This is a genomic window from Paraburkholderia sp. GV068 (assembly GCF_003058125.1).
GTDB classification, from domain to species: domain Bacteria; phylum Pseudomonadota; class Gammaproteobacteria; order Burkholderiales; family Burkholderiaceae; genus Paraburkholderia; species Paraburkholderia graminis.
Window position 1 is genome coordinate 39,736 of record NZ_QBUB01000005.1, and the last position, 22,133, is coordinate 61,868.

General features: G+C 60.7%; 8 protein-coding genes and 2 pseudogenes. 9 read left to right on the forward strand and 1 reads right to left on the reverse strand.

Annotation, left to right across the window (positions count from 1 at the left end; translation table 11 throughout):
• The first annotated feature begins 57 nt into the window (after positions 1 to 57).
• The 3 genes from C8K18_RS12305 (at position 58) to C8K18_RS12315 (ending at position 3,099) form a co-directional block, all read left to right on the forward strand.
• Positions 58 to 534: a TIR domain-containing protein gene (locus tag C8K18_RS12305; protein ID WP_107707649.1), complete on the forward strand. Its 477-nt coding sequence runs from the start codon at positions 58 to 60 to the stop codon at positions 532 to 534.
• Positions 535 to 766: 232 nt separating this feature from the next.
• Positions 767 to 2,212: a caspase family protein gene (locus C8K18_RS12310; protein WP_107707650.1), complete on the forward strand. Its 1,446-nt coding sequence runs from the start codon at positions 767 to 769 to the stop codon at positions 2,210 to 2,212.
• Positions 2,213 to 2,328: 116 nt separating this feature from the next.
• Entirely contained in the window at positions 2,329 to 3,099 is a 771-nt protein-coding gene (locus C8K18_RS12315) for a hypothetical protein (RefSeq protein ID WP_181324880.1), read from the forward strand.
• A gap of 168 nt (positions 3,100 to 3,267) precedes the next feature.
• On the opposite strand, the pseudogene C8K18_RS12320 reads toward C8K18_RS12315, so the two are convergent.
• Positions 3,268 to 3,609: pseudogene (locus tag C8K18_RS12320) on the reverse strand (integrase core domain-containing protein); the annotation flags it as partial.
• A 160-nt stretch (positions 3,610 to 3,769) separates the two neighbouring features.
• On the opposite strand from C8K18_RS12320, the pseudogene C8K18_RS33680 reads away from it, so the two are divergent.
• The 6 genes and pseudogenes from C8K18_RS33680 to C8K18_RS12350 all read left to right on the forward strand — a co-directional run.
• Positions 3,770 to 4,289: pseudogene (locus tag C8K18_RS33680) on the forward strand (tyrosine-type recombinase/integrase); the annotation flags it as partial.
• Positions 4,290 to 4,660: 371 nt separating this feature from the next.
• On the forward strand, positions 4,661 to 6,826 hold the full coding sequence (locus tag C8K18_RS12330; RefSeq protein ID WP_216649313.1) for a filamentous hemagglutinin N-terminal domain-containing protein: 2,166 nt from the start codon (positions 4,661 to 4,663) through the stop codon (positions 6,824 to 6,826).
• 32 nt (positions 6,827 to 6,858) lie between these two features.
• Complete coding sequence (locus C8K18_RS12335; protein WP_374710187.1) at positions 6,859 to 8,703, forward strand: ShlB/FhaC/HecB family hemolysin secretion/activation protein; 1,845 nt, start codon at positions 6,859 to 6,861, stop codon at positions 8,701 to 8,703.
• A gap of 10 nt (positions 8,704 to 8,713) precedes the next feature.
• Positions 8,714 to 9,628 carry a peptidyl-prolyl cis-trans isomerase gene (locus tag C8K18_RS12340; RefSeq protein ID WP_107707652.1) on the forward strand — a complete coding sequence of 305 codons (915 nt, stop codon included), beginning with the start codon at positions 8,714 to 8,716 and terminating at the stop codon, positions 9,626 to 9,628.
• A 66-nt stretch (positions 9,629 to 9,694) separates the two neighbouring features.
• On the forward strand, positions 9,695 to 10,321 hold the full coding sequence (locus tag C8K18_RS12345) for a hypothetical protein (protein ID WP_107707653.1): 627 nt from the start codon (positions 9,695 to 9,697) through the stop codon (positions 10,319 to 10,321).
• 131 nt (positions 10,322 to 10,452) lie between these two features.
• On the forward strand, positions 10,453 to 22,131 hold the full coding sequence (locus C8K18_RS12350) for a colicin E5-related ribonuclease (RefSeq protein WP_107707654.1): 11,679 nt from the start codon (positions 10,453 to 10,455) through the stop codon (positions 22,129 to 22,131).
• Positions 22,132 to 22,133 lie beyond the last annotated feature (2 nt).

The window sequence follows — 22,133 nt, forward strand, 5'->3', positions numbered from 1 at the left end:
GGCAGCGACGGAAGTGCTTTCTTTTTATCTGTATTTTAAAAAAATAAGGATATCGAAATGGCAAGGCAGACATTTTTCAGCTTTCGCTACCGTAACGACAACTGGCGGGCAGCCATTGTTAGAAACAGTTGGGTTACCCAGGATAGAAAAGCCTCTGGTTTCTTTGATTCAGCGGAGTGGGAGGAGGTCAAGAAGAAGACCGACGAAAAAATCGCTGCATGGATTGATGAACAGCTGAAGGGAACATCTGTGACAGTAGTGCTGATTGGGGCGGACACCGCGGGAAAGAAGTGGATCAAGCATGAAATTGTCAGTAGTCACAAGAAGGGAAACGGGCTGCTGGGGATATACGTGCACGGGATCAAGAACAGCAACGGACAACTCGGCTCAATGGGAGCGAATCCGTTCACGGATTTCCGGTTCACAAAGGAGGGCAAGGAAGTGGTCTATCCCGTTTACGACTGGATTGCCGACAATGGATATACGAACCTCGGTAAGTGGATTGAAGCGGCAGCTACAGCTGCAGGCCGATAATTGACGGTTGATTGGGCAGGAACCGGAAAGCGCATGTCGTTATTTGGCGCAGTACGGTGCGTCTGCGCTGCCGGGATGATGGCGCACTGCCGAAGTGAAACACTCAGGTGCATCGCGCATCATCAGCCGGCTTTGGAAGAAAGATCTCGACAATACTAACGGCCCACGTACCTGCACATCGATCCTGTCTTGCAGACGATCGATCAGTACTTCGGACTAGAAAAGGAAAGAAATGCTTTATAAGGTAGCAGCGCTGGTGATCGGAAATGGCGCGTATGCCGGCGCGGAACTGAAGAATCCGACCAATGATGCTGAGGACTTCTCCAAAGTATTGACCGGGTATGGTTTCTCGGTAACGACGCTCAAGGATGCGACACGCAGCGAGATTGACAGGGCAATGAAGGCATTTCAGGCTAGTCTGGCCTCGAGCGATGTCGGGATATTTTATTTCGCCGGTCACGGTCTTCAAGTAGGCGGTCAGAACTACATCACTGCGGTGGACACGGATTTTAGTGATGAGACGGTGCTCAAGTACTCGTCGATTCCACTGAACCGGCTCATTGAAAGTATGGAGCGCAGCAATAACAACACAAATCTGATCATTCTGGATGCGTGTCGGAACAATCCATATGAGCGCGCTTGGCACCGCTCGGTCGACCAGTCGGGCCTCGCGCCCGTGTATGTGCCGAAGGGGACTCTGATCGCGTTTGCCACGTCTCCGGGGCAGGTTGCACTGGACGGAAAGGGACGGAACGGTACGTATACAGAAGCGCTACTGCGTCACATCCATACGCCAGACATTACCGTCGAGGAAACATTCAAGCGGGTGCGCAAGACACTGTCTGCCGTCACGAAAGGCCGTCAGACCTCTTGGGAGCATACCAGTCTTTCGGGCGATTTTTTCTTCAACGTGAGCTTGGGAAAACGGATCGACGGTTACGGCAAGCATGCGATCGCGGACAAACTCTTTGTTGTGCGCCCGGGCGTTCCCGGGAACGACATCATCCGTGACCTGCGCAGTCACAACTGGTATGTCCAGAATCCTGCCATCAACGCGTTATCGCCTGCAGCCGTGCAAGGCATCGATAAAGACACATTGTTCGTGATAGGTCGCAACATTTACCAGGCTGCTTGTGGAGGCTCGACCGCCGCCAGCAGCTTTTTAGGGAACTATTCGGCAAAAGCGGCCGGATACGCGGCAGAATGCGCGAACGCGATTCTTGACGGCATGCTCTTTGAAATATTCTTCAATCCAAAGGGCGAGATTCGCCAGCAGTTCAAGATCGGCGAATTCAATGTGCTTTTTGAATTGCAGGCGGATCCTGCATTGTCGCCCAGCTTCGACTTCATATCCGAGTGCCTGTCGCTCTATGCGAGCCGGTTCTACCAGATCCCGGGCAAGAATCTGAAGACCAGTGTCGATGTGGTGTCGGACACAACTGATAAGGGTGAGCACATTATACGAGGTGTCTATTTTGCGGGTATAGATGTGCTTCGCAATACTGATGACGAGCAGGCGGAGCTTGGGCTTGAGCCCATGCAGGCGGAGGCATTAATCGAGCGTATTTCTGAAGAGATGGTCATCCCGCTTGATCTACTAGCTGTCAGTTGTGCGTTTCCGCATGACCAGAAGACACGGGTGCTGTTTCCCTATGGGCATACGGTAAGCAAGGGCTAGAGTTCAAGCGGGGCTCGGCACCGAGGTTTGCGGGAGGGCGAGGGTCGCGCTATTGGAAGCCTCGACCAGTAGGGGCGGGGGCACGCAGTGGCTCCCGATAATGAAGAAGGAATGCGATGTACCAAGGATTCAATCTCGCGCTAAAGAACGTTCTGTGGGATCGGCAGGATCTTGCATACGGGGAGTTGCTACACGCTGGGCAGCGCAGACAGGTGAAGACGACGATCGATGCTTTTGCCGGTCACGATGGGGTCCTGGATGCATCGAAAATGCAGGCCAGTTGGTTTCCTCAGATCGATGCGCAAGTATTTATATCACATTCCCACGCTGACGCGACCTTCGCACTAGGTCTTGCAGGCTGGCTCAAGACACACTTTGACCTTGTCTCGTTCATTGACTCTTGCGCCTGGGGCTATGCGGATGATTTGCTTGCACTGGTCGACAAACAATTCTGCAGAAACCCGGGCGGGGAAACGTACAGCTATTCAAAGCGAAACCGATCAACCAGTCACGTGCATATGATGCTATCGACTGCGCTCGTGACCATGATGGACAGGTGTGAATGCCTGTTTTTTCTAAACACACCGTCATCGATTACACCGGCTGACGTGATAGAAGAGGTTGGGACCGGGATCACAACATCTCCATGGATTTATTCGGAGATTGCCATGAGCGGGTTGATCCGTCGTAAAAGCATGAGCCAACACAGACGCGTGCGGGAGGAGGCGAGGGCGGTCGCAGATAGTCTTACGCTGCGATATGACGTGAGCGTTAGCCACCTGGGATCGCTAAACTCGCGCGATCTTGATGCGTGGAGGCGCGGTGCTGCGGTTAGCGATGCGCATCCGCTCGACCTGCTTTACGGGATGAAACGCTTGCCTGAGTGATTTGCGTTTGGCAGTGCGATTTTCGTCCAGCCCGATGGGGCTGGATCATATTCCGAACTGTGCAATACCTGTTTTGACCGTGTCTTCATGGTGAACCGGACGTGGTTTTTCTATGCAGGCGATCTCGCGCCGGTAACTTTCCGGTTGGCATGCATACCGCTGCTTGAACTAGTCGGGCGTCAGATCAGGTAGGCTTGAATGCGGCCGGATGGCATTGTAGTGACGCCGCCACTGCTCGATTACGACCTTCGCTTCCGTGCGGGTTCGAATCCGTTCAAGGCTAAGACATTCACTGGAACTTACCGGTAAAGCTTTCGTCCGCATCGTTTTGCCAGGGGTTGCGCTCGCTGCCCGCCATGTCCATGCCGTTTTGCACGGCCCACTTCAGGATAGCCCTCGAGACGAACTGCGGACGGAGCACAGGTAGCGAGGCGCGCCACGAGCGCTGACCAGTTGGGACAGCACTTCGATCACGCGCCCCTAGCGGATCGATCCGGCCACGTCAATCGACCAGCGCAGGCCAGCGAATCAGTGCGCAGCGAATTTGCTTTCGTCAACCCGGGGGATCAGTCTTTCTGATTGTGGTCTCGCCACCGTCTGGCTTTGTCAGGACCGCGTTGGAAAATGCCTGACGGTATCGGATCCGGTGTCGTCACCACCGATCGTGTCGAGGTGCGCCATCGTTGTGCGCGATATTCTTCCGGCCTTCAACGGGAGGCTGCTCTGCGAGGTCACCGCCGATGATCTGCATGCGCTCTGCATGCGGGTCAAGGAGCGGGGTGCACCGGCTACCGCGGTTCAGCTTCGCGATATCGGCAAGCAGATTTATGCCTACGCGAATCTGCACGGCGAAAAACTCGAGAATCCAGCTGATGAGGTTGGCGTCGCGTCGAGTCGCCACGTTCGTGCCGAAGGGACCGGGTCCTGTCTCCCTTGGAAATTCGGTGCATGCATCGACAGTTGCAGCAGGTGGCGACATACCGACGATTCGGCTCGCCTTGCGTCTTATTTTGCTGACGATGGTGCGCAAGAGCGAATCTATCGAAGCAACGTGGGATGAGGTCGATTTCGAAGCCGCGGTGTGGACCATACCGAAGTTCCGGACGAAAGCGCGCCGAGCCCACAACGTATATTTGTCCCGCCAGTCGATCGACATCATGGTGGCGTTGCATACCTGCGCAGCGGCCTCATGAGGACTGTCGAGACGTTCTCCAGTGCGAGCGCCCGTTGAAGCATCGACGCGTCGACTGAGACTTCAGTTAGGACATGCCTTGCGTCCAGTGATGACTCGCTTCGTCGTACTTCAGGGGTTGCGGGCAGTCGTCGACGTGCTGAGTGCGCGCAATCCGAACGAAAGATCAGAGTATGCAAAATGGATAATCGATTAGGGGTAGATCATTGCTTTGCTTCTATATCGAAGCTGTAATGAAAAAGTAATCAAAAAAATTCCGTAACTTACTAAAGTTTTCTCAGATAAGGCCGACATTCGTAATGCGGGTGCATGGGTCCACAGAACCCGCCCTACAAAAACCAAACGAGAGAGTCCGTCGGACGGGGTTGCATGAAAGGCCGGTATTGTCTACGACACCCGCTATTCGGGAGTCGACGCGCGATTGCGCGCGCTGCGCATTTTCTTATCTCAGTGTCTGCTGCTGTGCCGGCTACGGCCAGTGCGGCAGGCATCGTCGTCGATGGTGCAACTGCAACCACGGTTTCCACTGCCACAAATGGCCACCAAACCGTTAATATTGCCCCAGCATTTGCCGGCGTATCAAACAACACTTATACGAATTTCAGTGTCGATGCTGCCGGCGCTTCGCTGAATAACGTTGGCATTAATGCCCGGACCATCGTCAATCAGGTCACGAGTACTAATCCAAGCATTATCAGTGGCCGTATCGATGTACTCGGGTCGCGGGCCAATGTGATACTGGCCAATCCCAACGGCATCACGGTGAACGGCGGCTCGTTCGTGAACACCGGCCGGGTGGCGCTAACCACCGGTCACGTCAGTTTCAAGGACACCGTGCCGGTGGCCGGACTCCCCGAGCGCGACATTGTGCTGGACACAAGCACGGGGACGATCGTGGTTGGCCCACAGGGATTGACGGGCGCACTGATCGGTCTTGACCTGATCGCGAAGAACCTGCAGATCAACGGGCCGCTCGCCAATACTTTCACGTCACAAACCGCTGCGATACGCGCGGTAGCGGGCACGAGCAACGTTACGTTAAACACCGCTGTCTCGCCCACCGACAACGGCAACGACTGGCTCACGCTCAATTCCTCAGCGACGCCCGCCACCGCAAACTCCTTTGCTATCGACATCACGGCAGCCGGCAGCCTGACGAGCGGCCGCGTCCAACTGATCGTTACCGACAAAGGCCCGGGCGTACGCAGCGCTGGACCGATGAATGCGACGCTCGGCGACTTCACGCTGTCTTCTAACGGTTCGGTACAGTTTTCGAACACCACGCTTACCGCGCAGAACAATCTCGATCTGCAGGTTCAGGACGGCATTGCGCTGACCGACACGAAGCTCAAAACGAACAACGGTTCGGCCACACTCGCTGCGAGCGGCGCCGTGTCGCTGACGGGCAGCAGTCTGCTTGCCGCGACGGGCATCAATATCAGCGGTGCGGGGATCGCCCTGACGCAGGACGCCACGGCGCAGTCCGTGGTGGCCTCGACCAACAGCGGTGTAGTGCTGACGAGCACCGGAGACATCACGAACTTCGGCTCGCTTATCCAAGGCCAGCAGACCAACGCGCTCGACAGCGCATCGCTTGGCGCCGTGACACTGAAAGCGACGGGGAATGTCTGGAACCACTCGACTGCGGAAAGCAAGCTCGCGGTTCTATTCGGCGTGGCCGGTGACGTGTCGGTCACGGCCGGCGGCTCCGTGACCAACCAGAACGCCCGCATCCTGTCCAATAAGGCACTGACGATCACCGCTGGCGGCGACGTCAACAACATCGTAGATCATTCCGCGGGAACGAACGGCGGCGCGCCGGTCGGCTATTCAGATCGCAGCTGGCGGCTCATTTTTATCGAGCATCGCGAGAACGGCTTCGATGTGGATTATGGCGCAATCGCCGATCCCTCGAAGCTCTCCTACATCACTGCGGACGACGGCAAGCTGACGATCTCAGGCACGAACGTGGCAAATATCGGCGGCTCGATTCTCGCGAATGGCGGTTCCATCGCGATCACCGCGCGCAATCAGTTGTTGACGCAAGGCGTCTTTACTGGCCAGGCGTCGTATCGGCAGACGTGCTTTTTCTTCTGCAGTTCATCGTCGTCAAGCAGCGTTCAGACGTTCGGCGGCGTCATCGAAGCATCACAGGACATCACGCTCAAGGCAGGCACGCAGATCACGAACACGGGCGGTACTGTCCTCGCGCTCAACGTGCTGAAACTGGACGCACCAAAGACGCTCGCTCAGGCTGTGCTCGGCTACAGCGCGATCAACCGCAACCACGATCTGAAGGCCTGGTTCGGCAATTCCTGGTCGGCAATTTTCGCGGCAGACACAGGGGGCGTCTTCACCGGCGGCACTGGGCAGGTTGAACTGACTGGAGAGGCCGATATAGAGGGCGGCGCCTTTAACGCGCCTGGCGGCATCAAGGCCGCAGGCGGTGTGAACACCATCCGCGCGCCATACCGCGCACCGGTGACGGTCGGCAATCACAATCACATCGGGCTCGTATCATGGTTCGGGCTCTAGATCGCACCATGAAGCGCACCATCAGGCGGCTCATGGAGCGACCGACAGGGCAGGGGGCAAAGCGCCACGTGCACTGCCTCGCGCGCTGCGCGCTGGCCGTGCTCGCCGGTACGGCGTCGGCCAGAGCCTGGACGCAAACGGTGCCGCCAGGCTTGCCGAATCTCCCGGCACTCGGCGGCGTTCCGTTAGGCGTGCCGATGCGCGCGGAACAGGACCCTGCGCAAAGGCTGCTTCAGGAGCAGCGCGACCGCCAGCGTCGCGAGGAAATCCAGCAGGCGCCTGCGCGGATCGAAGTGCAGCAGCCCACCGTGGTCAATCTGCCCGAAGGCGCGGATGTTGAAACACTGCCGGACGTGGCGCCGTTGTTCAGAATCGACCACGTCGAATTTGTTGGCGATACGGTGCTCGGCCGACGCGAGCTCGATACGATCGCCGCGCCCTTCATCGGCAAGGAGCTCGGCCGCAACCGCATCAACCTGCTGCTGCGCCGCGTGACCGAAGCATTCATCGCGCGGGGCTATATCACGACGCGGGCCTACCTCGGCGCGCAGAACCTCGCGTCGGGGACGCTCAGGATCAACATCGTTGACGGCAAGGTTTCGGCTTTTACGCTGAATGGCCATCCGTTGCGTCCGCGCGAGCGCGACGAGCCCTGGTACAGGACACACGGCGGGGGCCTGCTGACCGACGCAGGTACCGCGTGGGCGTTCGGCGACAGCGTAGGGGACGTGCTGCGCCTGCCCGATCTCGAACAGGGCGTGGACCAGATCAACCGGCTGCGCCGCAACCAGGCTGAAATCCAGATCCTGCCGGGCGAGACGCCGGGCGATTCGGTCGTGGCCATCACGAACCACTATGGCGACCGCGTTTTCTATGATCTTGGCATCGACAACTATGGCAGCTCGCAGACCGGCACGCTGCGCTATCGCGCCGGCGTGCAGGCGAACAACCTGATCGGCCTGCAGGAGTCGCTGTCGTTCAACTTCGTGGGCACGCAGGACAGCAACGCAGTGGTGTTTTCTGCGGCGGCGCCCTACGGTTATCAGACTTTCAGCTATACGACATCACTCTCGGAATATCAGCAGGCCATTGGCGACGTTGCTCTGCTTCAGGGCCGCACGTTCAGCCAGATTCTCGGCTGGAACGATGTGCTGAGCCGTTCACGCGCGGGCCGCACAAGCGTTGACGTCACGCTCACGAAAATGCGCACCGAGCGCAGTCTGAACGGTATCGAACTGTCGCCGCAGGACCTCACGGTATTGCGCATCGGACTGAATGGCTTGCGCCGTTTCGTGGCGAACGAGCAGGGCGCTGCTGCCACCTGGGACGTCGGCGTGTCACAAGGTTTGCCCTGGCTTTCGGCTAGCCACGACAGCCCTGGCATCGATGAGGTCGAGGCGCACAGCCAGTTCACACGGCTCGACGCGACGGCCACGCTGCAGATCGCGCTCGGCACACTGGCGGGCACGCAATGGACCTATCGCGGCACCCTGCGCGGACAGTACAGCCGCGTCGCGCTATTCGGCAACGAACAGATTTTCCTCGGAGGCATGGACTCGGTGCGCGGCTTCACCGAAGGCGGCATTGCGGGTGACAGCGGTTTTTATCTGCGTAACGAGGCGGCCTGGCAGAACGTACCTCCCTGGCACGACGCGCGGCTCGAACCATATGTGTTCCTCGACGGCGGCAAATCTCATCTGGTCGCGCAAGGCGGCTGGCCGACGTTGATCGGCACAGGCATCGGCGCACGCGCGCAATGGCGCTACAAAGCGCAAACCGTCACCAGCGAGGTGCTGCTCGGGCAGGCCTTGCTCCAACCGGCTGCACTCGGAAAGAAAGCCACCGTGCTGCTCGCCACACTCAACTGGTCACTTTGAAGAGGTTCTCATGAAACATCGCCCGATCGCAGTCACGATCCGCAATGCCGCCCTGCTCGCGATGCTTGCCGCGGCGGGTCTCGTTGTCAGCATGCCGTTCGCGCACGCGTCCAACAAACCGTCGTCGAAGCCATCGCCGGAAAAGACGGTCGAGGCCGTGTCGGGCCCGCTGCCCGCGAATGCAGTCGCGCGCGTAAACAACGTGACCATCACCCAGACGCAGCTCGACGATGCGGTGCGCGCCTCGAATGCACCGGACACGCCTCAATTGCGTGCGTCGATAAAAAACCAGTTGATTGCACGCGAACTGTTCCGCCAGGCTGCGGAAAAACAGCATTACGAATCGCGCCCACAGGTGGTGGCGGCGGTCGAACAGGCGAAGACCGCAGCGATGACAGCGGCCTATCTGCGCGACCAGGTGAAGCCCGAGCCGGTGACCGACGCGGACGTGAAAGCGAAGTACGACGCGATCGTCGCCACGCTCGGCGAGTTCGAGTACAAGCCCAGCGCCATTGCCGTGAAGGACGCGGATACGGCGCAAACGGTACTCACGCAACTGAAGAAGGGTACTGATTTCGCGCAACTCGCGAAGCAGTACAGCCAGGCGCCAGGCGCCGCTCAGGGTGGCGCGCTGAACTGGATTTCATTCAAGACGCCGATCCAGCCGGGCAACACACAGAACTGGCCGCAGCCGCTCGCCGAAGCACTGTTGAAGCTGCCGCAGGGCGGGGTGTCGAGCACGCCGGTGCAGGTTGGCGACGCATTCTGGATTTTGCGTGTCGACGAAAAACGCGCGACGCAGGTTCCGCAGTACGACCAGATCAAGGACGCACTGCGCAAGCAGCTTGAGCAGGTTGCGCTGCAGAAAGCGACCGCGCAGGTCGTCGTAGATCTGATGAAGAACGCAAAGATTCAGCAGCAGTAAAGGTGCGACGGCGATACACACGCTGATCAAAGACAGTACAGAAAACTCAAAAAAGGCTCGGGGAAAATGAACGTCAATATCAAGCGGACACTTCTTGCCTATGTAGTGGCGGCGGCTATGGCTACGTTGACGGGTTGCGTGACGTCATACCAGCCTCTCGGCACGACGGGCGGCTACAAGGACAGACAGATCGACGATCAGACGCTGCACGTCGAGTTTCGTGGCAACGGCTACACATCCCGGGACACGGTGCACAAGTACTTCATGTACCGCTGCGCGGAGCTGACCCGGCAGCATGGTTTCAAATACTTCATGGTCGTCCCGACTGCCCTGTCGGGAGCGGTCCCTCCGACGAGCAATCTCGTTCGAAGCGGGGGCTTCGATCGCACGCAGATGCGCAAGGTCCATGGCTACGTTCCGATCATTGTTTATAGCGGCGGAAACACCGGCGTCAGGTACTCCGCCGATGCCGCAGATATCCGCATGTTCAACGACGACGCAGTGATCACGACGAAGGTTGCCGGCTGGGACGCGGCTGAAGTGGTCCATCAACTGGAGCCCTTTGTTCACAGTGCGGGCCGGACCGCAGCGGATGTTCCGAAGGCCTGGGTGTTCGAGGCGGGCCACCCCAAGGTACGGGCGGAGGATTTACTGCCGAGCGCGCCGAAGAGCAGCACCGTATCAGGCGTCTGACAGCGCAAGTCAAGCGCATGCAGCTCACCCGATACCGGGGATGCGGCAGACGGGGAAACGCTGCCGCAGCGCGATGCAGACTGGCCATCCTGCAACGTGCCTGAAAAGAATAGACGAAGAACGAGAAGACCATGACAGTTTGGACGCGCAACGCTTTACGACAACTCGAACAGAACCGTCACGTCCACGACGAGCGGCACGAACGTAGTGTGCAGTCCGCGCATCAGCGTTGGTCTGTGCTGACGCCTGCGCGTGTGTATCGCGTGTACGGACTCTGGCAGCGCGCCGTCTCGGCGCTCGTGGCGCTCACACTTTTCGCCGGACCGCTGTCTATCACGTTCGAGCAGAGCCGCGACGCCGCGGGCGTGCTTGCCGCAGGAAGCACGCGCCTGGACGACGAAGCGTGGCAGCAGATTCAGGATCTTGCCGGCTTGCGCGTTCGCTTCACGATTCAGGAGGCGCAGGCCGCGCCTATCGTTGACCCGACCGCGCCTATTTCCTTCCAGCCGAAGATCACGCAGAGCACTGGCGCGAACGGCGGTGTGCCCGTGGTCAACATCACCGCGCCCAACGCGGCCGGCATTTCGCTGAACCAGTATCAGAGCTTTAACATTGATCCTGTCGGGCTGATCCTCAACAACAGCCTGATGTCCGGCACGTCGCTCACAGGCGGCGATGTGCAGGCCAATCCGAATCTCTCCGGCCGCACGGCAAGTGTGATCGTCAACCAGGTGACGTCTACGGGCGCCGCCTTCGCGAGCCTGCTCAACGGTCCGCTCGAAGTGTTCGGCGCGCCGGCCACGGTCATTATCGCGAATCCGAACGGCATCACGACTCACGGCCCCGGCTTCACGAACACGATCGGCGTTACGTTATCGACGGGTACGCCGCAATTTCTGAGCGACCTCAAAGGCAGTGTCACCGACTTCAACAACGCACAGGCAATCGGCTATAGCGTGACCGGTGGTCACATCCAGATCGAGGGCAACGCGGGTGTGAACGGTCCAGGCGCAGGTATCGAAGGCACGGTCGGCACGATCGACCTGATCGGCGAGACCATTGGCATCAACGCGCCGCTGTATGCCGGCCAGCGCATCAATGCGATCGCGGGGCGCCAGTTCGTGCTGCCCTCGGCCGTGACGGCTAGCGGCACCACGTATGCCACGTCATCAAACGGCGCGGACAACACGGCGAACGCCATCAACAACGCAAACGGCCGCGCCAACAACGGTCTCGCAATCGACGCCACCGCGTTCGGCGCGATGACCGCGGGCCAGATCCAGGTGATCGGCACAGCGGCGGGCATGGGCGTGCGCACCGATGCACAGATGGCCGCGAACACCGGCGACCTGTTGCTCTCGTCGAACGGCGATCTCACGGTAAACGGCTCCGCCGCGCAACAGCAGGCAACCTTGCAGGCACGTGGCAATGTGTCGATGACCGGCGCTCACGTCGGCGTCACCGGCTACACCATCAATGCGAATGGCGATCTGACCTCGAGCGGCACGATCCAGAGCGGCGGCAAGCTCGCAGTGAGTGCGGGCGGCAACGTGAACGTGGCGAACACGCAATCGAGCGGCGATGCCGCGATCAAAGGTGGTGCCAATGTCACGCTTGGCGACGTGCAGACGGGGGGCGCACTTTCGGTTAGCGCGCAGGGCAACGACGGTGCGGGCGACGTCAACCTGAATGGCACGTCGGTGGTGAGCGGCGCGACGACCCTTCAGGCCGCGCGCGATATCAACGTCAATGGACAGGCCAACGGCGGAACGTTGCAGGCGACTGCGCAACGCAACGTCAATGTGAACGCGGCTTTGCAGACGTCAGGCGATCTTGCCCTGAGCGCCACGCAAGGCAACCTGAACGCAGGCGCCACGGTGAAGAGCGGCAACAACCTTGCGCTCACATCTGGCCAGAACACCATCGTTACCGGACAAGCCACTGCCCAGAACGCAGTCACCGTCGCGGCAGGCGAGGACCTGACCGTGAGCGGATCGCTCGCCAGCGGCACGACGCTCGCCGCGAATGTCGCGCGCGATGTGTCGGTGCCGGGGTCGCTCCTCGTCGGGACTAATGCGCAGGTGAATGCAGGGCGCAATGTCGATGTGCCCGGTGTCGTCATCGTGCAGCAGGACGGTGTGATCAACGCGCAGAACAATATGACCGGCGGCGGTTCTGTCGCATTCGGGCAAAACGGCACGCTGGCCACGGGGCAGGACGTGGCATTCGCCGGCAAGCTGCTGGCCAATGGTCTCCAGGTGACGGCGGGCAATAACGCGAGTGTCGCCGATGTGCAGGCAGGCGGTGCATTCAGCATCGCCGCGAACGGGTCGACCAGTAATCCAGCCGGCGGCGGCGACGTCAGCTTCAATGGCAATGCGGCGGCGGTTGGTGCGACGACCGTGCAGGCCGCGCGCGATGTCATCGTGAACGGAACGCTCGCAGGCGGCTCGCAGGTCGCCCTGACGGCGGAGCGCAACGTGACGGTGGCAACCAGCGGTACGGTGCAGGCCGTCGGCGATCTGGCTGTTGCGGCGGTGAGTGGCAGCGTCAGTTCGAGCGGTACCGTGAACGGTGCCGCAAACCTATCGGTTAGCGGCGTCCAGGATGTCGCGTTGACCGGCGCGACGAGCGTGACCGGCGATACGACGCTCACCGCAGGGCATGACGTTGTGATTGGCGGCACGCTCGCGGGACAGGGCGCGGCGACGCTCAATGCTGGCCATGACGTCATCGCGGGCGGCAGCAGCGGCTTCGTGAAAGACGCGAGTGTGACCGCGGCGAACGATCTTGCGGTGACCGGTGCGCTGCAAGGGGCGGCCGTTTCGCTGACAGCGGGGCGATCAGTCGCGCTGAACAACGTGCAGGCCAATAATGCGCTGCAGGTGACGGCAACGGGCGGCACGCTAGCGGTGAACGGGCTCGTTGCTTCGCTTTCGACGGCGTCGTTGAGTTCCGGCGGCGACACGTCGATTAACGGCGCATTGCAGAGTGCGAATGCATTAAGCGTGACGAGCGGCGGTAACACGTCGATCGCCGGCAGCGTCGCGTCGAACGGCAACGTCACGCTGGCGAATGCGGCGGGCTCGCTGACGAGCACCGGGAACATTCAGTCCGGCGACAACCTGCTGATCAATGCGGCGCAATCTGTCGACCTTGGCAGGCAAGGTACTTCCGCGCTCGGCGATCTGACTGTCAACGCCGGCCAGAACCTAACGACGAACGGCTCGGTGGTTGCGCAAGGCAACGGCACGCTGACTGCCGGCGGTACGATCGCCGGTGCGGCGACAGCCGCGTTCGGTCTCGCGGCGAACGTCAGTTCCGGCGGCGATACGGATCTCACCGGTTCGCTGCGCGGCGGTTCTGTGCAGACGACGGCCGGCGGCTCTGCGTCGCTGCATGACGTGCAGGCCGCATCGGGCCTTGCACTCGCATCCAGCAATGACCTGACTATCACCGGCGCTGTGACAGGCGGCGCGGCAGTGGCGCTCAACGCGGGGCAGAACATCGTCATCAGCGGCTCGATCCAGTCCGCTAACGACACGACGCTCAGCGCCCGGAGCGGCAGCCTCAGTTCGACAGGCACCATCGCCAGTAATGGTGCATTGAGTGCGCAGGCCGGCTCCGACATCAACCTTGGCGGCACGACGTCCGCCGCGCTCGACACCACGCTCAGCGCAACGCGCGACATCAACGTGACCGGCATGCTCGCCGGGCAAGGGCAGGGCGGCGTGACAGCGGGGCGTGACATCGGTGGTGCAGGCACCATGACGTTCGCGCAGGCGGCCACGCTTGATGCTGGCCGGGACGTCGCGCAAGGCGGTCTGATCCAGGGCAAGTCCGTGCAGGTGACGGCGGCGGGCAACATCGGCGTGAACAACGTCGAGTCGGCGAGCACGGTCGTGCTCACCGCGAATGGCACGAACACGGTTAACGGTCCCGGCAATGTCACCGTGAATGGTTCGGTCGCGGCGGCGGGTGCCGTGACGGCAACGGCGCGCAACGACGTTTCGGTTGTATCGACCGGGAAAATCGCAAGCGGCACGACAGTCAACGTCAATGCCCAGCACGACATTGACATTGCAGGCGCCGTCGAGTCGGTCGGCGATACGGCGCTCGCGGCCCAAGGCAGTCTGAATGCAACGGGCGGTATCAACAGCGGGGGCAAGCTGAATATCGCCACGGGGCTCGATCTTTCGCTTGGAGCGAGCACGAGTGCGGTTGGCGATGCGACGTTGAACGCAGGCCGCGACGCGCTGCTAAATGGCCTGCTGATAGGCGAGGCGAACGGCTCTGTGACGGCGGGCCGCGATATAGGTGGCGCGGGCACACAGGCCTTCACGCAAGCTGCGACTTACACGGCGCAGCGCGATATTGCGTTGACAGGTGGCGTGCAGGCCAATGTCATCAACGCGACGGGCGGCAATAACGCCGCGCTGCACGACGCCCATTCGGCGAGCACGCTGACGCTGAGCGCCAACGGCAACGCCGGCGGTGGCGATGCGGCGATCACGGGAACGGCCACGGCGCCGGGCACCGTTACGTTGAGCGGCGCGCGCGACGTACTTGTGAGCGGATCGCTGACTACTGGAGACTCGCTGACGCTGGCAGCGCTTCGTGACGTATCGGCGAGTGGCACGCTGCAGACTACAGCCGGCGACCTGAGTGCGACTGCGGCTACCGGCAGCATCGCGCTGACGGGCACCACGACCACATCGGGCGCGTTGAATCTGAGTTCGACGCTCAACACCCAACTGGGTGGCCAGATCAACGCGGCGAAGGAAGTCACCGTGCAGGCGGGCCGCGACATTACGCTGAGCGGCGCGCTCGCCGGTCAGCTTGGCGGCACGCTGACGGCATCGAACGATATCGCGGGTGCGGGCACGGCCGCATTTGCTCAGGCTGCAACGCTGAATGCTTCGCATGACCTCGCATTGACCGGCGCATTGCAAGGCGCAAGCGTCACCGTGACGGGCGGCAACAATGCCGGACTTGGGAGCGTGCAGGCCGTCACCGGCAATGTAAGCCTGATGGCCAACGGCAATGCAGGCGGTGGAGACGTGACGCTCGGCGGTGCGGCTACTGCACTCGGTGCACTTGCTGTGCAGGCGGCACGCGACGTCAGCGTACTCGGCGCGATCAACACAGGCAGTACCACGACAATCGACGCAACCCGCAATATCGCGCTCGCCGATGTGAATTCGGCAGGTGACCTGACACTTGCCGCGACGAGCGGCAATGCCAGCGCGGCGAACGTCACCACGCAGGGCAACCTGACCGGAAGCTCGGGCCAGGCGCTGCACATCGCGGGCGCGACGACCGTGGGTGGCAATGCGCAGCTCACGTCAGGCGGCGACATGACCCTCGCGGGCGGCATCGGCGCGCAGAACGCGGGCACGTTGACGGCCGGCGGCTCGATCAGTGCGGCGTCGGTGGCGTTTGGCCAGCAGGCCACGTTGAACGCGGGAGCTAGCATCGGCGTGACCGGCGCCGTCGCCACCAACGGTGTACTCAATGCAACGGCGGGGAATGACCTCTCTCTCGGTTCCGCGCAGGCGGGCGGCGCGATCGCGTTGCAGGCGCAAGGGCATAACGGCGCGGGCGACGTGAAGGTGAGTGGGGCAGTCGCGTCCGGCGGCGCGGTGACGGTCAATGCCGCGCGCGATGCAACGGTCGGCGGCAACGCGAGCAGTACCGGTGCTCTCGCCGTAAGCGCCGGCCGCAATCTCACTGCGAGCGGCACGGTCGGTGCGAACGGCGATGTGACGTTGACGGCGACGGGCGGTAGCCTGTCTGTCGGCGGTGCAATTACGGGTCAGGGAAACCTCAACGCAACTTCCGGTAGCGCGCTTGCCTTGAACGGCGAACTCATCAACGGAAATACCACGTTGACTGCAGGAGGCACTGCGACGGTGACCGGCGCCTTCCTGGGGCTCGGTCTCGCGACGATCAACGCGGGCAGCTCGGTGAACGGCGGTGGCTCGCTGACGTTCGGCAAGGACATCACTGTGAGCGCGGGTGGTGGTGTGACGCTCGGCGCGATCCAGGGCGCGGGTCAGTTCTCGGCGACTTCGGTCGGCGATATGTCGCTCGGTGCGACGACGGCCGTGGCCAATGTAAGTGCGAAGTCGACGGGCGGCAGCGTAAGCGTCGGCGGCAATCTACAGTCGGGCGGCAATGTAACGATCCAGGCCGCGAAGAGTGCGACGGTGGCGGGCGCTGTGTCGTCGATGGGCACTGTGAACGTCACCGGCACGCAGGGCAATGTGAGTGTGGCGGGCGTGTCGTCGAACGGTGACACGACGATGAGCGCAGGTCAGACGCTTACTCTGAGCGGCACTAGCACGGTGGCGGGGCAGTTCACGCTGAGCGGCGGCAACGTCACGCTAAGCGGCTCACAGGGCGGCTCGAAGAATGTGAGCGTGACTGCGCAAGGGACGCTCGATGCGAGCGGCGCGTCGATGGTCTCGACGCAGAACATGCAGTTCAGCGGCACCAACGTAACGTTGGGGACGGCGATTGTCGGCGGCGCCTTGACGGCCACAGCGTCGAACCAGTTGTCGCTCGTGGGCGCCGCAGTGGACGCGGTCGGTGCGGCGACGCTGACCGCGGGCAACGGTTTCTATAACACGAGTCAGGTGCTCTCGGGTGGCGCACTCTATGTGTCGGCACCGAATGTGACGAACGCAGCGAATGCGTCACTGGCTTCGACGACTACCACGACGATCAACGCCACGAACTTCACCAACGCGGGTCTGGTGAACGGCTCGACAACCAATGTCACGGTGGCGGGCGGGCTGAACAACAGCGGCGGATCGTTGATGGCGGTGAACAGCCTGAACATCAACACCGGATCGCTGAACAATCAGAACGGGATTATTTTTGCGGGCAATCCCAATGCGCCCGGTGGACCGACGACCGGCGACGTCTCACTGACGATCAACGGCGGCAACGGCTCCTTTTATAACCCGGGCGGCCAGTTGCTCGCACAGCGCAACATGGGCATCAGCGCGATGAACATGGCGTTTGATCCGTCGCAGGGGACGATCAGTCAGGGTGGGCAGCTTTCCATTACCGCCGGGTCGATCAGTAATACGGGCACCTGGAACTATGGTGGGCAGGGCGTGACGCTGACAGGCGTCTACGGCATCAACAACTACGGGACCATGACGGGGACCGCGCCGCTGACTCTGTCGACTAACGGCACGTTCACGAATTCTGGGCAGGTTACCGGCAGCAACGTTACGTTCAATGGGACGTTGAATAATGTTGCTGGGGCGGTGATGCATGCGTCGGACTCGCTCACGCTCAACGGCAACGTAACCAACCGGGGAACAGTCGAGAGCGCAGGTAACCTGGCGTTCAACGGAGGTGGCAATTACGACAATCAGTACGGGTTGACACAGGCCAATGGCAGCATCGCGCTGAACACCGGTGGAACCGTTTACAACACGGTTGGGAGGATTACGGCGGGCGGCGATATCAGCATCACGGCCGGTGCTGTGATCAACGATGCGCTTCAGGGACAGACTCAAACCTACACAGAACAGGTCAGCGCTTCAGCGGACCCTAATCTGTTGAACGGCATCGTTGTAGGTACGGTGACCGGCTGGGGCTGCACGCTGAGCCAGGGCGACTGCTATCTCGGTTCGTCCACTGCAACGGCGACGATTGCTACGCTCAAGCCAGATTTCACAAATGGATATGTGGACGTGCGGAGCGGCGGCAGCACCTGCTATGGCGACGCAAGCGCGTGTCAATACGTGGAGGTTGGTAACACCCTCAGTGGAGACCATCAGTATGTGTCCTTGCCGGGTATCGATCGGACCGTCACTGCGCCGGGGGCGGTGTCTCCCGGCGTGATAGCGGCGGGTGGGACGGTCAATATCGTTGCCGGTACGTTATCGAATGCGGGCAGCACAATCTCGGCGGGGCTGGACGTCAACCTCAACCTGCAATCGCTCAATAATGCGCCTATTGGCAACGCAACAGCAACGATTGTAGACACCGTCGATAAGGCCCAACTGGATGCCTTTATGGCGCAAATGTATGCGATCGGACTCGTCGGCATTTACGGTACGGTTCATGTTGCCATATCCGGCACGGTGGTGCCTGAGTCGACGGTGACGTTCGATTCCACGGCGAGCGTACCTCCGAGTTCAGTCAGTACCAACACCGCGTTCGGGTCACAAGGTCAGATTGTTGCCGGCCGGAACATGACTTTGTCGGGTGGGAACCTGGTTAACGGCGGTTTGCTTTATGCCGGCAATAACTTCAACGCCAGCGCCGCGCAGTCCTTCACCAATCAGGGGCAATACAACTCAGTCTCGACGACGCAGCCTGGCAATGCGATGCGCGGAGGCAATCCGAACTCGACGACATTCTCCTATGCTCAGCAAAGCGCCACAGTGTTTGCGGGCAACGACCTGGTTATCGCCGCAGGGCAGATTAACAACACGTACGGTAGCCTGCTCGCGGGCCATAACATCGTTATTGGCGGCGTGGGAACCACGGCGACTTCGACAACGCCGGCGCAAACCCTGAATAACACGTCGGGCAACATTGTTGCGGGAAACGATATTGCGCTGAACGTTTCGGGCGCTATCACCAATAATCTACCGCCGCCGGTAACCCTTCACCAGAACTTCGGTGCGACGGAGCAGTACAACGGCTGCATGACAGCTGGTGGATACAAGGAAAGCTACTGCGAAGGTTATGTCGACCAGCAATCTGGCAACTCGTCGGTGATCAGTGCTGGCAACAACTTGCAGATCAATGCGGGTAGCTTGACGAACATCGGCAGCCTGATCGCTGCAGGCACCACCGCTACGATCAACGTCGCTGGCCCGGTCGTAAACGAGGCTCAGACGCTAAATGCCTACTGGCATTCGCACTGGGTCCAGGAGACAGGTGATTTCAGCCCCGATAAGCGTCACGACGTGTGGGCGTGCGGTTCAGTGGCCCAATGTACGGCGCTTTACGGGAGTGCCTATACGAGCGCTGGCGGCACGATCGATCCGCCGACCCCGGTGGACAACATCGCCGCGACGATCCAGGCGCCGAATCTATCGATCACGTCGACTGGAGAAATTCGGAACGTTGGCAATGTGATCGGTACGTATGTCTCTTTGACAGGGCAGAAGCTCATTAACGGCATCACTACGGCGAACACTTATACGCCGCGGGTCAATGCGCCGTCGCAAGTCATATCGTTGAGCCTTGTGAACCTGCCCGGGCTGCATCTGTCGACGCCGCGGTCGGTCGGTGGGGCCCTGCCCACGCCCGTTGCAGGCAAGGCGTCGTACGTTACCGGTACGCTGGATGGCTCGGCGCTCGGGGCGGTGAGTCCGCAAGCGCTGCTGAAAAATCTGCCATCGAGCCTGCAGCCTTCCTCCACGTTGTTCTACTACGACCCGCAGGCGGAAGACCTCATGCTGCAGCAGGCGGCGCTGCAGCAGACGGGGCAGGCCAGCTTTGTCAACGGGCTCTCTTACGACAGCACACGTAACCTGTCGGTGACTGACCAGGAAAAGGCGATCCTGTATCAGAACGCCATCGACTACGCGAAGCAGAACAATCTTCAGCTCGGCAATGCGTTGTCGCAAGCGCAGATCAATGCGCTTTCCGAACCGATGTTGTGGTATGTCCAGCAGTCTGTGCCCGATCCAAGTTGCCTCTCGACCGGCGTGGTCGCTTGCCCGACTGTTAGCGCGCTCATGCCCCAGGTCTACCTGCCGCCGAACTGGAGTGCGATGTCTGCCGGCGGCAACATCACCGGCCAGAACGTCTCACTTGATTTCAATCAGGGTGGGCAGGGAAGCATTCTCAACACAGGCAACATTGCTGCGTCGAATACGCTGACGGTCAATACCGGCACGCTGACCAACCAGGCGAATCAGGTAAACGTAGGGGATGTCTGGCAGTACATCGCAGCCACCGGCTACCTGAAGACGAGCGGTACTGAGGTCCAGCCTGGCGGGTTCATGAGCGCGGCTGACATGAATCTGAACGTGCAGACGCTCAACCAGATTGGTGGAGCATTGCAACTGCTGGGTAGCGACACAACGGTCGATCAGGCCGGTACTGAGCAGTTGCTAGCCAGTCTGCAGCAACAGCTCGGGACCAACTTTACGCAGACGACGGTTACCGACCACCTCGATACGAGCTTTACCGCAATGGGCGGGTTTGGAGCGGCGGATATCGTCGGAATGGCCTTCGCTGTCGTCGTGTCGATCATGACGGCCGGCGCTGCGAGTGCGGCCATCGGGGCGACCCTTGGCACGACGGCCGGTAGCACGTTTGCAGCAGGCACGGCGGCAACCACTGCAACGGCGACCTCGGCGGCTACAGTAGCGACGACAGCAGGGCTGGGCAACATGGCGCTGTCGGCGGCTTTTGCCGGGTTCACGTCGAGCATCGCCTCGCAACTGACGATGACCGGAAGTCTGGATTGGGGCAGCGCATTCGAAGCGGCTGGCGTTGCAGGTATCACGGCGGGGCTGACGAATGGCATTACTTACAATTCGGACACCGGATTCGATTTCACGACGGCACCCTTAACTGTCGGAGGTCCGACTAGCTCCCTTGCCAGCCTCGCCGGTGTTAATCCGTCGATTGGCACCACTGTGAATCAGGCGACTGCATCAACCGCCTCTACCTTGGAAACCCGAGCTCTGGCAATGCTGGCCGAGGCCGGGATTTCGGCTGGCGTAGGTACAGCGATTGAGGGAGGCAGCCTGCTTGGCGCATTCCAGAACGCGCTGATTCAGGAAACGGCGGCATCTGGCGCGTATGCCATCGGCGATGGCACAGCCCCTCTTTCGATCGAAAACATACTGGGACATGCGGTGCTGGGGTGCGCTGCCAGCTCGCTAAGTGGCACCGGATGCACGGGCGGAGCTATTGGAGCGGCCACAAGTGCGATGTTGTCGCCGCTTGCAATCATCGCGATGGATCCGACCGGGGCACCGCTTACTGAGGGCCAGGCCGCAGTCGTGACGGCTCTGTCCGTCTTGACGGGTGGCGTCGCCGCAGGCCTTGCAGGCGGCGATGCGCAAGCCGGAGCAACTTGGGCCGAAAACGAAGCGACTAACAACTCCGAGAAACATACCGCTGACATCCTCAAGGCTTGTCTGCAGAGTTCTTTTTGTAGCGCAATGTTGCCCGCGCCGGCGAAGATCGCTGCAATCGGTTATGTCGCGAGTGCAATGGGCAGTTCAAAGGACGATTCCGGGAACAACCTGCCGCAGTTGCCAGATCACCCAGGCAACAACGATGACGACCTAAGCGGTGGCTCGCAGGGACAACACGCCAGCGGCTTTACCCTGGCCGGAACGCCTATTCCGGTCTGCGTACCATACGGTGGCTGTACGTTTGTAATCGTGCCGGTACCCACGCCGTTTTCCTTGCCCAGCATTGGCGCCATCTTTTCTACCGGTAATGGAAGCGATAGTGGGAACAGCGGCGATTCAACCAAAAGTGCGAACAATGACACCACGAAAGGAGGCGTGAATAGCGCCACAAACAAAGGCGGGATTATTATCGACGGAAAGATTGGCGGCCAACTTGGAGCTCGCGGATGGACGCAGCAAGAAGTTCAAGCGGTCGTCGATGAGGGACCTGTCGGAACGACGATGGATAATCGATCCGCGGGGAAGACTCCAGACGGGTTGCCGAGAAATGATTCCGCATCCGTGTATGGCTCGAAGAGCGGTTACGTGGTGGTCAACGACCGGACCGGCGAAGTTGTTCAGGTGAGCGGCAAGAACGATCCCGGCTGGATTCCCGACAGTCGAATTAAATGGAAGTGAGT